The sequence below is a fragment of the Sphingomonas bacterium genome (genome assembly GCF_028292945.1).
Classification (GTDB): Bacteria; Pseudomonadota; Alphaproteobacteria; order Sphingomonadales; family Sphingomonadaceae; genus Sphingomonas.
In genome coordinates, this window is sequence record NZ_JAQGLJ010000027.1 from 15218 (window position 1) to 29453 (window position 14236).

Consider the following 14236-nt stretch of genomic DNA (forward strand, 5'->3'; position numbering starts at 1 on the left):
CCGGCGTCCTTGCGGGTGACAGGCCTGCGCACAAGCCTCATGGTGAGGCAGGGAGAACAGGCATGACCACCGCCCTCATCACCGGCGCGTCGGCCGGACTCGGCGAAGGCTTCGCGCGAGCATTGGCGGCTGCCGGCAACGACCTGATCCTCACCGCACGCCGGGTTGACCGGCTGGAGGCGCTCGCCGTCGAGGTGCGGGCGCAGCACGGCGTCGCGGTGCACGTCTTCGCCGCCGACCTCGCCGACCCCGCCGCGCCCGCCGCGCTGATGACCGACATCGCCGCGGCTGGCCTGACCGTCGACACGCTGATCAACAATGCCGGCTATGGCCTGCGCGGCGCGGTGGCGGAGCTGAATGCGGACGCGCAGGCGGGCATCGTCGACGTCAATTGCCGCGCGCTCGTCGCGCTCGCCTGCGCCGTGCTGCCGGGCATGATCGCGCGGCGCTCGGGCGGAATCCTCAACATCGCATCGACCGCCGCGTTCCAGCCCGGGCCGTGGATGGCGGTCTATTATGCGTCCAAGGCGTTCGTGCTCAGCTTTTCGGAAGCGCTCCACGAAGAGGCGAAGCCGCACGGTGTCCGTGTCGCGGCACTTTGCCCCGGCCCCACCAACACCGAATTCGCGGGGCGCGCCGGGATGACCGACATGGCGCTGTTCACCAGGCTGGCGAGCGGCCCCGAGGCGGTGGTTCGCGACGGGCTGGCGGCGCTCCGGGCCAATCAGGCGGTCAAGGTATCGGGGGCGGTGAACGCGGTGATGGCGGAGAGCATCCGCTTTACCCCGCGCAGCGTGGCGCGGCGCATCGCGGGGTCGTTGCAAAAGGCGAGGACGGCGTGAGGAGCAGGTAGGAGGTAACCTTCAACCCCACAAAGGTTAGAGCTAACGGTAAATTAGCGCTCTGCTGCGATGCCGCTGCCAATGGAGGGTTGGCGATGAGCGGATGCGAGGGCTGCCGAAAGCTTGGCGCACCTTTCGATTTGGCAATGGCCTTCCAGCCGATCGTCGATGTCGAGAGAGGGCGAGCCTGGGCCTATGAGGCGCTGGTGCGCGGCCCCAATGGTGAGTCGGCGGGTCAGGTGCTCGGTGCGGTCACGCCTGAGAACCGTTACGCCTTCGATCAGCAATGTCGCGTCACCGCCATCACGCAGGCGGTCGCCGCAGGCATCGTCGCCACGGGCGCGCGGCTGTCGATCAATTTCCTGCCGAACGCGGTCTACTCGCCCGTCGCGTGCATCCAGCTGACGCTGAAGACGGCGGCTGCAGTCGGCTTTCCCACCGAGCGGCTGATATTCGAGTTCACCGAGAACGAAGAGGTTGCCGACCCCGCCCACCTGGCGAACATCATCGAAACATACCGGCGCATGGGTTTTGCCACGGCGCTGGACGACTTCGGCGCGGGACACGCCGGTCTGTCTCTCCTTGCCCGGCTCCAGACCGACATCATCAAGCTGGACATGGAGCTGGTGCGAAACATCGATGCCAGCTTGCCCCGCCGCATGATCGTGGAGGGCCTGATCCGCATGTTGCGCCGTATGAACATCACGGTCGTGGCGGAGGGCGTCGAGACGGTGGCGGAGTATGACGTCCTCCGCGACCTGGGCGTGCGCTATATGCAAGGTTACCTGATCGCACGTCCGGGCTTCAGGCATTTGCCCGCGCATGTTTTGCCAGGAGCGCAGTCGGAACGAAGGTTCGGTTAGCGTTTGCCGCGATCCGGTATCGGCCCGTCATGCTGGGCTCGTTTCAGCATCCATGCGCAATTCGAGCCGATATCCCCCCATCGAAGGTTTCGCATGGACCCTGAAACAAGTTCAGGGTGACGGAACGTCAGTCCGCGAACAGCAGGACGGGCGTTTCCAGCAGCTTCTTGAGCGCCTGAACGTAGCTCGCCGCGTCCCACCCATCGACGACGCGGTGGTCGCAGCTGATCGACATGTTCATCAGCTTCGCGCGCCTGATCTCGTCGCCGCGTCCTGTGAACACCGGCCGTTCGACGATCTTGTTGGGGCCGATGATCGCGACTTCCGGGCGGTTGATGACCGGGGTCGTGGCGATGCCGCCGAGCGGGCCCAGTGACGTGACGGTGATCGTGCCGCCGCCCATTTCCTCCGGCTTCAGCTTGCCCGCGCGCGCGGCGTCCGCCAGCCGGCCGATCTCGGTCGCGAGCTGCCACACATTGCGATCCTGCGCGTCGCGGATGACGGGAACGGTCAGCCCGGCGTCGGTCTGCGTCGCCATGCCCAGATGCACCCGGCCGTGGCGCGTCACCACGCCCGCTTCATCGTCGTAGCGCGCGTTGAGCATCGGGAAGTCAGGCAGCGAGCGGCAGATCGCGACGATCATCAGCGGCAGGAGGGTCAGCTTGGGTCGGTCGCCCCGCGCGCCGTTCAGGTCGGCGCGGACGCGCTCCAGCTCGGTCACGTCGATCTCATCGACATAGGTGAAGTGTGGGATGTGGCGTTTGGCGGCGGCCATGTTCTCGGCAATGCGCCGCCGCATGCCGATGACGCGGACCTGCTCGTCGTCGCGCGCGCGGCTGGTATGGGGGGCGTGGTAGCCCTCGCCCCCGCTGTAGCGGAGGTGGGCGTCGAGGTCGGCATGACGAACGCGGTCCGCGTCGGTTCTGACGGTGGCGAGGTCGACGCCGAGCTCCTTCGCCCGCTGCCGCACCGCAGGGGACGCGAGGACGGGCTTTCTTTCCCCCCTCCCGCTTGCGGGAGGCGTTGGGGCGGGGACTGTGCTCGCAATTGTAAAGGGGGCGACAGGCCCACCCCCAGCCCCTCCGGCAGGCGGGAGGGGCGCCTGATCGCCATCGTCGAGAGCTTCCTCGACGCCAGGGTTCTCCGCCTCGAATTGCTCCTCGCCCTCGACTCCGAGCTGCTCGGCGACTTCCGCCCCCAGCGAGAACGGCTCGTCCGCCCCCGCGTCCGTGTCGGTCTCGATCACCACCAGCGCCGCGCCGATCGCGACCTGATCGCCGACCGCGCCGGCCAGCTCGACCACGATGCCCGACACCGGCGACTCCATCTCGACGGTCGCCTTGTCGGTCATCATGTCGGCGATGTTCTGGTCTTCCTCGACGCGATCGCCGACCGCGACATGCCACGCGACGATCTCGGCCTCGGCGATGCCCTCGCCGATGTCCGGCAATTTGAAGGTGAAGCGCGCCATTATGCGTCTCTCATCAGTTTCTTGAGCGCCTCGCCGATACGGACGGGGCCGGGGAAATAGGCCCATTCGAGGCTGTGCGGATAGGGCGTGTCGAAACCGGTGACGCGCTCGATCGGCGCTTCCAGGTGGTAGAAGCACCGCTCCTGCACGAGCGCGGACAGTTCCGCGCCGAACCCGCCGGTTCGCGTGGCTTCGTGGACGATCATGCAGCGGCCGGTCTTCTTCACCGACGCTTCGATCGCGCCGATATCGAGCGGCACCAGCGTGCGCAGGTCGACGATCTCCGCGTCGACGCCCATCTCCTCGACGGTCGCGGCGACGACATGCACCATCGTGCCGTAGCACAGGATCGTCACCGCCTCGCCGGCGCGCGCCACGTTCGCGGTGCCGAGATCGATGCGGTAATAGCCGGTCGGCACCTCGCCAGCGGGGTGTTTCGACCAGTTCTGCGACGGCCGATCCCAATGACCATCGAACGGGCCATTGTAGATACGCTTCGGCTCGAAGAAGAGGACGGGATCATTGTCCTCGATCGCGGCGATCAACAGGCCCTTGGCGTCATAGGGCGTCGCGGGGATCACCGTCTTGATGCCGCTGACGTGCGTGAAGATGCCTTCGGGTGATTGCGAGTGCGTCTGCCCGCCGAAGATGCCGCCGCCAAACGGTGAGCGCACGGTGATGGGCGAGGTGAACTCGCCCGCCGACCGATAGCGTAGCCGCGATGCCTCGGACACGATCTGGTCGAGTGCGGGGTAGATGTAGTCGGCGAACTGGATCTCCGGCACGGGCCGCAAGCCGTACGCGCCCATGCCGATCGCGACGCCGATGATGCCGATCTCGGTGATTGGCGTGTCGAAAACGCGGGTCTTGCCGTGTTTTGCCTGCAGCCCGGCGGTCGCGCGGAAGACGCCGCCGAAATAGCCGACATCCTCGCCCATGATGATGACGTCGGGATCGCGGGCAAGCATCACGTCCATGGCGGAGTTGATCGCCTGGATCATGTTCATGCGGGTGGTGGGGGGTGCCTCATCCGCGCTCATAGCCAAGGTCTCGCTCACGCCGCGCCCTTTCGAACCGTGAAGCGATCACCCCTTGCCGCCCTGAACGCACCGAGCCGGGCCAGCGATCGGCGATCGGCCAAGCCATAGGCCTGAACAAACAGCTGCGCGGGCCGCGCCGCACGCGCAAACGCGGGACCGGCAACCAGCACGTGGTCGGCCCCGGCAACCGTCAGCGCATAGCTGTCCGTCGGCACCGTCGCCGCCGGAAACAGGTGGTCCGCCGGATCGGTCACGAAGCCCGGAACGATGTCTGCCGTGCCGGTCACGATCATGACCGGCACCTGCACCGAAGCATAGGCGGCGGGTTGGATGAGGCCGGGGATTTTGCCGGGCGTGGAGAAGCCCAGCACCGCCTTCACCGCCGGATCGCGAAACGGCCCAATGCCGGCAAGCGCTCCGCCCAGGCACAGGGCGGTCAGCGTTCCGAAGCTGTGCCCGGCCGCGATCACCGGCAGCCCGGCAAACCGCGCACCGGCATAGTTGCCGGTGGCACGCATGTCGGCCAGTCGCTCGAGGAAACTCTGCTGGAGCGTAAAGCTGTCGCGCTCGGGGTAGCGCACCGAGTCGACATGCATCGGTGCCAGCACGACGAAGCCGTCCCTCACCAACGCGCGCGCGAAATGGTCGTAGCGGTCGGGCCAGGAGCCATGGCCGTGGCTGAACAACGCCACACCACGCGGGCGCGCCGGACGCCACACGGCCATGGTCGTGCGCCTCTGCCCCACCGTGAGCTCAACCTTCTCGGGCTGCCCGACCGCCGCCGCCGCCAAGATCTTCGCAGGCAGCGCTAGCGTCGCAGCGCCGAGCGCACCGGACACCAAAATCTCACGTCGCGTCGCCATCATGATTTTCTTGCCCATGGCCGTCCGCTCGCCTGTTCTTCCGCCAGCATCTGCGTGCGCTGCTCCTTCAGGTGCCACGGCATTTCCTCGAACACCCCGTCGAACAGCGTATCGAGCGGCTGGTGCAGGCCGTGGCCGAGGATGCCGTTCTTCTCGGCCTCCTTCTGATCGGCGCGGACTTGCTCCGCCAGCTCCTTGTCCTGCGCGTCATGGCGCTCCTCGTCCCATTCGCCGAGCTGGATCAGGTGAGCCTTTAGCCGCCGGATCGGATCGCCCAGCGGCCAGGCATTGGGCTCGCCCGCCGAGCGATACTGGCCGGGATCGTCCGACGTCGAGTGTCCCTCGGCGCGATAGGTGAAGTGCTCGATCAGCGTCGGACCCTGATTGGTCCGCGCCCGCTCCGCCGCCCATTGCGTCGCCGCGAACACCGCCAGCGCGTCGTTGCCGTCCACCCGTAAGCCGGCGATGCCATAGCCGACCGCGCGCGCCGCGAAGGTGGTCGACTCGGCGCCCGCGAAGCCGGAGAAGCTCGAGATCGCCCATTGGTTGTTGACGACGTTGAGGATCACCGGGGCGCGATAGACGCTGGCGAAGGTGCAGGCGGAGTGGAAATCGCCCTCGGCGGTCGAGCCTTCGCCGCACCACACCGCGGCAATGCGCGTATCGCCCTTCGCCGCCGACGCCATCGCCCAGCCGACCGCCTGCGGGAACTGCGTCGCGAGGTTGCCGGAGATCGAGAAGAAGCCGTGATCCCTGGCCGAATACATGATCGGCAGCTGCTTGCCCTGCAGCTTGTCGCCCTTGTTCGAATAGATCTGGTTCATCATCTCGACGAGGCTGTAGCCACGCGCGATCAGGATGCCCTGCTGGCGATAGGACGGGAAGCACATGTCGTCGCGGTCGAGTGCGTACGTCGCCGCGACCGCGACGGCCTCCTCGCCGGTCGCCTTCATGTAGAAGCTGGTCTTGCCCTGCCGCTGGGCGCGGAACATGCGCTCGTCGAACGCACGCAGCAGCGCCATCGAGCGCAGGATGCGGCGGAGCTGGTCGGGCGACAGCCTGGGGTCCCACGGGCCGACGGCACGGCCGTCCTCGTCGAGTACGCGCACCAGCGTGTAGGCGAGGTCGGTGAAGTCGCGCGCTGGCGCCGCTGTATCCGGGCGGCGCACAGAACCGGCAGGCGGCACGTCGACCTCTGCGAAGTCGACCTCGTCGCCGGGCCGGAACTTCGGCTCGGGGACGTGGAGCGACAGCGGCGGCAGGTTGGTGCGCAATGGCTCGATGGGCGGCTCGCCAGCCATGAACTCTCCTCTTCGCGGCGCTAGCGCCCGCGCCGCCCAATCGGCCTTGCGCAAGAATATTTCAAGCGCCCTCGCGACGGTTCCTACCCGCCGACCACCTGCTCGATGGCGCCGAAGATCGAATGGTGGCGGTCGTCCTCCGCCCAGATGCGGACGGTGTCGCCGTGCTTCAGGAACTCGGTGACGGGTTTGCCGCCGGCGATCGTCTCCACCGTGCGGACCTCGGCGAGGCAGGAATAGCCGACGCCGCCGTCCGCGATCGGCTTGCCCGGCCCGCCGTCCGCGTCGCGGTTCGATACGGTCCCCGAACCGACGATCGTCCCCGCGCCCAGCCTGCGCGTCTTGGCCGCGTGCGCGATCAGCGTGCCGAAGTCGAAGGTCATGTCCTCGCCCGCGTCAGCGCGGCCGAAAGGCTCACCGTTCAGATCGACCATCACCTTGCGGTGCAGCTTGCCGTCCCGCCACCAGTCGCCGAGCGCGTCGGGGGTGACGAACACCGGCGAAAACGCCGACGCCGGCTTTGACTGAAAGAAGCCGAAATTCTTGGCCAGCTCGGCGGGGATGAGGTTGCGCAGCGACACGTCGTTGGTCAGTCCGACCAGCCGCACCGCCGCCAGCCCCTCGTCCCTGCTCGCGCCCAAGGCCACGTCGCCGGTGACGACCACCACCTCTGCCTCTAGATCGCACCCCCAGCTTTCGTCGGACAGCGGGATCGGGTCACGCGGGCCCAGGAACCCGTCGGAACCGCCCTGATACATCAGCGGATCGTGCCAGAAGCTGTCGGGCATCTCCGCATTGCGCGCCTGCCGCACCAGCGCGACGTGATTCACATAGGCCGAGCCGTCCGCCCATTGATACGCACGCGGCAACGGCGAGGCGGCGTCGTGCTCGTGGAAACGCTCCAGCGGGATCGCGCTGTTGCGCACGTCGGTGGCCAGCACCTGAAGGTCGGGCAGCACCCGGTCCCAGTCGTCCAGTGCCTCCTGAAGCGTGGGCGCGATGTGGCCCGCGTCGGCATACCAGGCGAGATCGTCGGACACGACCACGAGCTTGCCGTCGCGCCCGTGCTTGAGGCTGGCCAGTTTCATGCGCTTCTCTCCTGTTCGTGATGCCCGGCTCGACCCGGCATCCAACCCGCCGCGAATTCCACGACGCCGTCTTTGCGGCACGTTGGACCCCGGCTCAAGGCCGGGGTGACGGATGGCTCCATAACTTTTGTTCTGGTGACTTGACGTTCGCAGCCGGTCCCGGCCAGGCTGGCGTGCAAAGGAGAGCCCCATGTCCCTCGACACCATCCCCGGCCGCCTCGCCTATACCGAAGACCACGAAGCCTTTCGCCAAACCGTGCGCTCCTTCCTGCAGAAGGAGGGCGTGCCGAATGTCGACAGCTGGGAAAAGAACCGGCTCGTTCCCAAGGAGTTCTGGCGCAAGGCGGGCGAGGTCGGGATGCTGTGCCCGACCGTGCCGGAGGAATATGGCGGGCTGGGCCTCGACTTCGGCTACAACTGCATCGTCGACGAGGAGATGAGCTACAACGGCGTCCCCGCCGGCTTCTCGCTCCAGTCCGACATCGTCGTCGGCTATCTGGAGCATTACGGCTCGGAGGAGCAGAAGCGCGAATGGCTGCCCAAGCTCGTTTCCGGCGAGGTCGTCACCGCGATCGCGATGACCGAACCCGGCACCGGCAGCGACCTGCAATCGATCCGCACCACCGCCAGGAAGGACGGAAATCACTACGTCATCAACGGGTCGAAGACGTACATCACCAACGGCCAGAACACCGACCTGACGCTGGTCGTCGCCAAGACCGACCCCGACGCCAAGCCGGCGTGGAAGGGGATGTCGATCATCCTGGTCGAAAGCGACCGCGAGGGTTTCTCCAAGGGCCGCAAGCTCGACAAGATCGGCCAGGACGCCGCCGATACGTCCGAGCTGTTCTTCGAGGACGTGCGCGTGCCGATGACCAACTGCCTGGGCGAGGAGGGTCAGGGCTTCGTCTATCTGATGAGCCAGCTGCCGCAGGAGCGGCTCGCGATCGCGGTCGGGGTCCATTCGTCGGCGCAGCGCGCGTTCGACGACACCGTTGCGTTCACCAAGGACCGCAAGGCGTTCGCGGGCATGGTGTTCGACTTCCAGAACACGCGCTTCGTGCTCGCGGACCTGAAATCCAAGCTGCAGGTCGGGTGGGCGCATCTCGACTGGGCGATCGCACGCCACCTGAAGGGCGAGCTCACCAACGAGGAGGGCGCCGCCGCCAAGCTGTGGCACACCGAGCTGCAATGGGAGGTGATGGACAAGTGCCTCCAGCTCCACGGCGGGGCGGGGTACATGAACGAATATCCGATCGCGCGGATGTGGCGCGCGGCGCGGGTGTCGCGGATCTACGGCGGGACGACCGAGATCATGAAGGAGGTGATCGGGCGGAAGCTGTAGTTGCAGCTCCTGCCTTCCCGCAGACTGATTGCTCCTCTCCCTTCCCCGGCGGAAGCCGGGGCCCAGTCCGCCGCGCGGGAAGATGGGATGCACTCGGCTACGCTGGAGCCGGTCCCCGGCACGGCCGACCGGGCTCCGGCTTTCGCCGGGGAGGGGACTTGGGTCAGCCGGCGGAGATCACGGGGCTGTCCCAGCTGATATTGCCATCGCGGCGGGGGGCTGTGCCCGCTTGCGGCTGCGTCGGCGCAGCGGCCCCGTCCTCCGTAAGCGCCTCGGATGTGACTAGCGCGCCCGGCGTGCTGTCGCGCAGCGCCGTCCAGGCCGCTGCCTCGCCCTCGAACCGCCGCTCCACCTGAATGTCGGATACCGCACCCGTCGCCGCGTCGACGTCGACACTCCCCTCCCACTCGCACGTTGCGTTGCCCGACAGCGTCACCTCGCCGCCGATCTCCGCCGATGCGCGGACCAGCCCGCCCTTGTTCCACACGGTGATCTCGCGGTCGTACTCGATCCGCCCGGTCAGGCACGCAGCATAGGTGGACGCCGCCATTGCACTCCCGCAGCTGTCGGTCAGGCCGACGCCGCGCTCGAAGGTGCGGACGTAGAGACCTCCTTCGCGGAGTTCCACAAAGGAGACGTTGGCGCGGTTGGGCATCCAGCTGCCCGCGTCCTGCGCCGCCTCCCCGACGGCGACCAGTTCGGCCTCGTCGACCGCGGCGACGAACGCCACCAGGTGCGGGTTGGGCATCGCGATCGCGGTGAACGCGCGTGGCGACCCGAGGCGCGGCAGCGGCGCATCTACATGCTCGACGCTACCGATGTTCATCGGCCAGCCGGTCACGTCGAGGCTCGCAGGGCCGGCGACCTCGCGCACCGTGTACACCCCGGGCGCGAGATCGGGCGCGTGAGCCGCCGCCACGGTCGATGCCTTGCAGCGGATCGCGGCCGCGTCGATACCGTGGCGCTCGAACCCGAGTCTCGCCACGCAGCGCAGCCCATTGAGGCACAGCTCCGCCTCCGAACCGTCGGCGTTGAACATGCGCATCCCGAACGCATGATCGCGGTCCCCTGCGGTGAGCAGCAGCAGCCCGTCGCCGCCCACCGGCCCTGCCCGGTCGGCCAGCGTGACCGCCACCACCGCCCAGACATCGTCATCGAACCGCACGCCACGCGCGTCGAGCATGGGAAAGTCGTTGCCCGAGCCGTGGCATTTGATCAGCGAAAGGCGCATCTCCGTACCGTCCCCCGGTGCTGCACATCCCCGCATCATAGCGAGAAGGCGACCGTAGGTAACACCAAAATGCGGTGTCCTCACGGCAGCCCGTAGTGGCTCGCGACGCGATCGAGCGCCAGGCACAGCACGACCCGGCCGGCGCGCGCGGGCCAGCCGAGCGCCTTTTCCGCCACCGGCAATCCTTCGCCAGCGCAGACCACGCGCCACAGCACATCCGCCAGCCCCGGCCCGGCGGCGGCGATCGCAGCGTCGAAGCGGCGCTTCGCGGTCAGCTGCGCGGCGGTCGCATCGATACCGCCACCGCTCCCGTCCACGCGCGCGGTCCAGCGCATCGTCACGCTGGGCGCGAGCTGCGCGCGTTCATAGTCGGCGCGCAGCCGCTCGCCCGCTTCCAGCTGCCGCGCCGTGACCAGCCCGCGCGCGGCAAGCCAGGCGAGCGGCGATTCGCGCAGGTTGACCGTGACGCTGCGCCGCGTCGTGCCGTTGGGTCGGACGACGCCATGTTCGTCCAGCCCGCGCTCCACCAGTTCCCGCATCTTCGATCTCCCGAGTCGAGGCGCCGCTTGCCACGGAGGCCGGTTTGTAGGACAGATAAGAACCAGATTGGTTGGAGAGCCGGGTATGATCACCGCAATCAGGGAAGTACGCCGCGCCAAGGGGCTTACGCTGGACGACGTCGCGCGCGCCTGTACTCCGCCGACCACCGCCCAGACGATCGGGCGACTGGAGACCGGCACGCGCACCGTGTCGGTGGGCTGGCTGAACCGCATCGCCACCGCGCTGGGCGTGACCGCGGCCGACCTGGTCAAGCTGCCCGATCGCATCTACCTGCCCGTCGCCGCCGAACTGGACGCCGGGGGCGCGACGGCACCAAGGCGCCCGGCCACGGTCGCGGCTCCAGCGCCCGCGCCCGAACTGGTCGCGGTGACGGTCACCGGCGGCGTCGGCGATTACCGCGCGGGCGACGAGATCTGGTGCGAGCGCCTGGCACCTGCCGACTTCGCGCGGGCGCTGAACCGTGACGTGCTGGTGCCGCGACCCGGCGGACGCTTCGTGTTCGGACGGCTGCTCAACCGCGAGGGCGGCAAGCTGCACCTGTTGCCGCTGGAACCGGGCGCTCGCCAACAGGTGGTGGCGGACGCCCCGTGGCTGGCGCGCGCGGTACGGCTGGTGCGGGCGCTCTAGGCGTCTACCACAGCCGCCAGCTCGGTCGCAGCGCGCCGGCGCGCCTGTGCCAGCGCGGACCAGTGAGGGGCAAGCGGCGTTGCGCGATCGTGGAGGTCACGCGCGGCGCGCCACTCGCCGCGCCGGCCGCCATGTCGACCAGCGACTTCAGCGGATCGGCCCAGTTCGGTCCGACGGCGCGGCTGGTGGCGGCGCTCCAGACGAAGCCGCCGAGGAGAAGCAGCGCCAGCGCCCTCAGCGCGGTGAGCATATATTCGCGGACCCGGCCACGCCCCATTTCGCGCGCTGCGCCCGCAGGAGCGCACTATGCTCGGCCAGCACGACCTGCGCGAGGCCGGTGGGCGCCCTGCCGGTTGCCTCCGCTTCGATCGCGATCTCGATACCGTGGGGCGTGGTGATGACATCCGGCCCGGACGCTTCCCCGGGCGTGGCGTCGCTTGCGTTCATCATCGGCCCCCGCTCGACGTGGGGACCAGTCGTATCGAGAAAGGCGCGCAATTCGGGACGCCTGACCGGTATGGCCATATGGTGGTGGGCGCTGACGGGCTCGAACCGCCGACATCTTCCGTGTAAAGGAAGCGCTCTACCAACTGAGCTAAGCGCCCCCGAACCAAGGCGCGGCCACGCCCGCGCCGATGCGGCAGAGCCGCATGGTCCGGGGCGGCCGGCGGTCGGCGCAAGCCGAACCGTTCGACGGGCCGGCGGCTTTGCCGTCGGCCGCGCCCTGTTGGCACCGTCGCTCTTCGCGCGCAAGCCGTACCGCCCGTGGCACGTTGGATGCCGGATCGAGCCCGGCATGGCGGATTTATCCCAGCGCCAGCCCCGCCCGCTCCAGCGCGGCGACATAGCCCCGCATCGTCGCAGAGCCGCGCGGGGTCAGCGCCATGAAGGCGCGGCGGCGGTCCTGGGGGTCGGGGCGGCGCTCGAACAGGCCGATCTGCGTGAGGCGGCCGATCCAGCGCAGCGCGGTGGTGGGCGCCACGGCGGCGGCGATGCACAGCGACGAGACGGACACTGGCGCACCTTCCAGCTCGGCGGCGAACAGGTCGAGCAGCATGTCCCACGCGGGATCCTCGAACAGGCCCCCAGAGTCGAAATCGCCAAACATGGTCGCGCGTAGTCGGCGGGCGCGCAATGCGCGGCGCACGGCCGACGGGTCCAGCACTGCGGTGAGCATCGCCGGGCCGGGATCGTAGGCCGGCCGGCGGTCCGCTACGTCCGAGGGACCCTGATCCGCAGCCAGTCGCGCCAGCGTGCCCGCGATGCGGCCCACCTCCGCGCTGAACCGCCGCAACCGTGCGGAATCACCTTCGCGGACGGCATCGGTCATCGATCCGTCGACGGCGATGCTGCTTAGCGACGCGATGCGATCGGCCATTGTCGGCTCGCACAGCAGATGCGTGTCGGTGAGCAGCACGGCGCCGGCGATCAGGTCGAGGTGATCGAAATCGCACACGATCAGGTCGGCGCCGTGCAGCGCGGACAGAACGGTCAGGTCCATCGCCGCCTTGCCGCTCAGGTCCAATGCGACAATCGACCCGGGCTGCGGCGCGAGCGGTTCGCCCCATTCGAGCCGCGCGACGACCCGGCCGCCCGCGAACGCCACCGCTTCCGCCATCTCGCCGGTGTCGCCGATCAGAGTGACGTCGAACGGGTCGCCCGCCATGTCCCAGCCGCCCGACTCCCCGCGACCCGACCCCGGGGCGCTCAGCCCAGCGATTTGACGATCTCTTCGACCATCTTCTTGGCGTCAGCGAGCAGCATCATCGTGTTGTCTTCGTAGAACACGTCGTTGTCGACGCCGGCATAGCCGACCCCGCCCATGCTCCGCTTGATGAACAGCACCGTCTTGGCCTTGCCGACGTCGAACACGGGCATGCCATAGATGGGCGAGCTCTTGTCGGTCTTCGCGGCCGGGTTCACCACATCGTTGGCGCCGATGATGAACGCCACATCGGTCTGCGCGAATTCGGAGTTGATGTCCTCCAGCTCGAACACCTCGTCATAGGGCACGTTGGCCTCGGCGAGCAGCACGTTCATGTGGCCGGGCATGCGGCCGGCGACGGGGTGGATGGCGTATTTGACGCGGACGCCGTGCTCCTTGAGCTTGTCGGCCATCTCGCGGAGCACGTGCTGCGCCTGTGCCACCGCCATGCCGTAGCCGGGGATGATGATGACCTGCTCGGCCTGCTCCATCAGGAACGCGGCGTCCTCGGCCGAGCCGCGCTTCCACGGGCGCTGCTCCTTCGCCTCGCCGCCGATCGCGGCCTCCGCGCCGAAGCCGCCGGCGATGACCGACAGGAACGAACGGTTCATCGCCCGGCACATGATGTAGCTCAGGATCGCGCCGCTCGCGCCGACCAGCGCGCCGGTGATGATCATGGCGGTGTTATGGAGCGTGAACCCCATCGCGGCCGCCGCCCAGCCCGAATAGCTGTTCAGCATCGACACCACGACGGGCATGTCCGCGCCGCCGATGGGAACGATCAGCAGGAAACCGATGACGAACGCCAGAGCTGTGATCGTCCAGAAGATCCAGGGCGACTGGTCCTGCGTGAACAGCGCGATCAGTCCAAGGATCGCGGCGAGCACGGTGAGGTTGATGACGTGCCGGCCGGGCAGCAGGATCGGCTTGCCGCCCATGTTGCCGTTCAATTTCAGGAACGCGATGATTGAGCCGCTGAACGTGATCGCGCCGATCGCGACGCCTAGGCCCATCTCGACGCGGCTAACCGGGTCGATAATGGCCAGCGTCGGTCCGCCGGGAAAGATTCCGCGGATCACGTCGGCGATACCGAACGCGACCGGATTTAGAAAAGCCGCCGCCGCTACGAGTACGGCGGCGAGGCCGACGAGCGAGTGGAAGGCAGCGACGAGCTGCGGCATTGCCGTCATGGCGATACGGCGGGCGGTGACGAGGCCGATGACAGCACCCAGGCCAATGGCGGCGAGGATCTGCAAAACCGTTGCCCAATCGGCATCATACCATTGGCTGTCTAAAGCC

The 14236-nt window shown here is 68.1% G+C and carries 15 protein-coding genes and 1 tRNA gene; 4 read left to right on the forward strand and 12 right to left on the reverse strand.

The annotated features are described in order from the left end of the window. Window positions 1-62: 62 nt before the first annotated feature. The gene (locus JWN21_RS03525) at window positions 63-842 is read left to right on the forward strand and encodes an SDR family oxidoreductase (protein ID WP_299646287.1); all 780 of its coding nucleotides are present in this window, start codon (window positions 63-65) and stop codon (window positions 840-842) included. Between the two features lie 146 nt (window positions 843-988). Then, window positions 989-1705, forward strand: coding sequence for an EAL domain-containing protein (locus JWN21_RS03530; RefSeq protein ID WP_299646289.1), 717 nt, complete (start codon window positions 989-991; stop codon window positions 1703-1705). A gap of 127 nt (window positions 1706-1832) precedes the next feature. Here JWN21_RS03530 and JWN21_RS03535 read toward each other — a convergent pair whose 3' ends face one another. From JWN21_RS03535 to JWN21_RS03555, 5 genes are all read right to left on the reverse strand, one after another. Next, window positions 1833-3176, reverse strand: coding sequence for a dihydrolipoamide acetyltransferase family protein (locus JWN21_RS03535; RefSeq protein ID WP_299646292.1), 1344 nt, complete (start codon window positions 3174-3176; stop codon window positions 1833-1835). Beyond that, a complete protein-coding gene (locus JWN21_RS03540; protein WP_299646318.1) occupies window positions 3176-4183 on the reverse strand; it encodes an alpha-ketoacid dehydrogenase subunit beta in 1008 nt (335 codons plus the stop codon). The genes JWN21_RS03535 and JWN21_RS03540 overlap by 1 nt, the downstream gene beginning before the upstream one ends. A 47-nt stretch (window positions 4184-4230) precedes the next feature. After that, entirely contained in the window at window positions 4231-5097 is an 867-nt protein-coding gene (locus tag JWN21_RS03545; protein WP_299646294.1) for an alpha/beta hydrolase, read from the reverse strand. Further along, on the reverse strand, window positions 5079-6380 hold the full coding sequence (locus JWN21_RS03550; RefSeq protein WP_299646296.1) for a 3-methyl-2-oxobutanoate dehydrogenase (2-methylpropanoyl-transferring) subunit alpha: 1302 nt from the start codon (window positions 6378-6380) through the stop codon (window positions 5079-5081). The genes JWN21_RS03545 and JWN21_RS03550 overlap by 19 nt, the downstream gene beginning before the upstream one ends. Window positions 6381-6463: 83 nt before the next feature. Beyond that, on the reverse strand, window positions 6464-7468 hold the full coding sequence (locus JWN21_RS03555) for a fumarylacetoacetate hydrolase family protein (RefSeq protein WP_299646298.1): 1005 nt from the start codon (window positions 7466-7468) through the stop codon (window positions 6464-6466). Window positions 7469-7658: 190 nt separating this feature from the next. On the opposite strand from JWN21_RS03555, the gene JWN21_RS03560 reads away from it, so the two are divergent. Then, window positions 7659-8813 (forward strand): acyl-CoA dehydrogenase family protein, encoded by a 1155-nt coding sequence (locus tag JWN21_RS03560; RefSeq protein WP_299646300.1) that lies wholly within the window; start codon window positions 7659-7661, stop codon window positions 8811-8813. Window positions 8814-8976: 163 nt separating this feature from the next. Here the strand turns inward: JWN21_RS03560 and dapF are convergent, their stop codons facing one another. Continuing rightward, complete coding sequence (dapF, locus tag JWN21_RS03565; protein ID WP_299646302.1) at window positions 8977-10044, reverse strand: diaminopimelate epimerase; 1068 nt, start codon at window positions 10042-10044, stop codon at window positions 8977-8979. A gap of 80 nt (window positions 10045-10124) precedes the next feature. Continuing rightward, on the reverse strand, window positions 10125-10583 hold the full coding sequence (locus JWN21_RS03570) for a DUF6456 domain-containing protein (protein WP_299646304.1): 459 nt from the start codon (window positions 10581-10583) through the stop codon (window positions 10125-10127). A gap of 85 nt (window positions 10584-10668) precedes the next feature. On the opposite strand from JWN21_RS03570, the gene JWN21_RS03575 reads away from it, so the two are divergent. Then, window positions 10669-11232 (forward strand): helix-turn-helix transcriptional regulator, encoded by a 564-nt coding sequence (locus JWN21_RS03575; RefSeq protein WP_299646306.1) that lies wholly within the window; start codon window positions 10669-10671, stop codon window positions 11230-11232. Window positions 11233-11236: 4 nt separating this feature from the next. Here the strand turns inward: JWN21_RS03575 and JWN21_RS03580 are convergent, their stop codons facing one another. From JWN21_RS03580 to JWN21_RS03600, 5 genes are all read right to left on the reverse strand, one after another. Next, the gene (locus JWN21_RS03580) at window positions 11237-11482 is read right to left on the reverse strand and encodes a hypothetical protein (protein ID WP_299646308.1); all 246 of its coding nucleotides are present in this window, start codon (window positions 11480-11482) and stop codon (window positions 11237-11239) included. Then, window positions 11467-11682, reverse strand: a complete 216-nt coding sequence (locus JWN21_RS03585) for a hypothetical protein (protein ID WP_299646310.1) — start codon at window positions 11680-11682, stop codon at window positions 11467-11469. The genes JWN21_RS03580 and JWN21_RS03585 overlap by 16 nt, the downstream gene beginning before the upstream one ends. 79 nt (window positions 11683-11761) lie before the next feature. Beyond that, a tRNA-Val gene (locus tag JWN21_RS03590) sits at window positions 11762-11837 on the reverse strand. 200 nt (window positions 11838-12037) lie between these two features. After that, window positions 12038-12898, reverse strand: coding sequence for a winged helix DNA-binding protein (locus JWN21_RS03595; protein WP_299646312.1), 861 nt, complete (start codon window positions 12896-12898; stop codon window positions 12038-12040). Window positions 12899-12939: 41 nt separating this feature from the next. After that, a partial coding sequence (locus tag JWN21_RS03600) for an NAD(P)(+) transhydrogenase (Re/Si-specific) subunit beta (RefSeq protein ID WP_299646314.1) occupies window positions 12940-14236 on the reverse strand: 1297 nt, incomplete at its 5' end.

What these genes read in the sequence shown, in the direction of transcription:
- JWN21_RS03580 (WP_299646308.1), bottom strand. Translation starts at nt 11,482, where the DNA reads ATGCTCACCGCGCTGAGGGCGCTGGCGCTGCTTCTCCTCGGCGGCTTC.
- JWN21_RS03560 (WP_299646300.1), top strand. Translation starts at nt 7,659, where the DNA reads ATGTCCCTCGACACCATCCCCGGCCGCCTCGCCTATACCGAAGACCAC.
- JWN21_RS03570 (WP_299646304.1), bottom strand. Translation starts at nt 10,583, where the DNA reads ATGCGGGAACTGGTGGAGCGCGGGCTGGACGAACATGGCGTCGTCCGA.
- JWN21_RS03550 (WP_299646296.1), bottom strand. Translation starts at nt 6,380, where the DNA reads ATGGCTGGCGAGCCGCCCATCGAGCCATTGCGCACCAACCTGCCGCCG.
- JWN21_RS03575 (WP_299646306.1), top strand. Translation starts at nt 10,669, where the DNA reads ATGATCACCGCAATCAGGGAAGTACGCCGCGCCAAGGGGCTTACGCTG.
- JWN21_RS03545 (WP_299646294.1), bottom strand. Translation starts at nt 5,097, where the DNA reads ATGGGCAAGAAAATCATGATGGCGACGCGACGTGAGATTTTGGTGTCC.
- JWN21_RS03540 (WP_299646318.1), bottom strand. Translation starts at nt 4,183, where the DNA reads ATGAACATGATCCAGGCGATCAACTCCGCCATGGACGTGATGCTTGCC.
- dapF (WP_299646302.1), bottom strand. Translation starts at nt 10,044, where the DNA reads ATGCGCCTTTCGCTGATCAAATGCCACGGCTCGGGCAACGACTTTCCC.
- JWN21_RS03525 (WP_299646287.1), top strand. Translation starts at nt 63, where the DNA reads ATGACCACCGCCCTCATCACCGGCGCGTCGGCCGGACTCGGCGAAGGC.
- JWN21_RS03535 (WP_299646292.1), bottom strand. Translation starts at nt 3,176, where the DNA reads ATGGCGCGCTTCACCTTCAAATTGCCGGACATCGGCGAGGGCATCGCC.
- JWN21_RS03555 (WP_299646298.1), bottom strand. Translation starts at nt 7,468, where the DNA reads ATGAAACTGGCCAGCCTCAAGCACGGGCGCGACGGCAAGCTCGTGGTC.
- JWN21_RS03530 (WP_299646289.1), top strand. Translation starts at nt 989, where the DNA reads ATGGCCTTCCAGCCGATCGTCGATGTCGAGAGAGGGCGAGCCTGGGCC.
- JWN21_RS03585 (WP_299646310.1), bottom strand. Translation starts at nt 11,682, where the DNA reads ATGATGAACGCAAGCGACGCCACGCCCGGGGAAGCGTCCGGGCCGGAT.
- JWN21_RS03595 (WP_299646312.1), bottom strand. Translation starts at nt 12,898, where the DNA reads ATGGCGGGCGACCCGTTCGACGTCACTCTGATCGGCGACACCGGCGAG.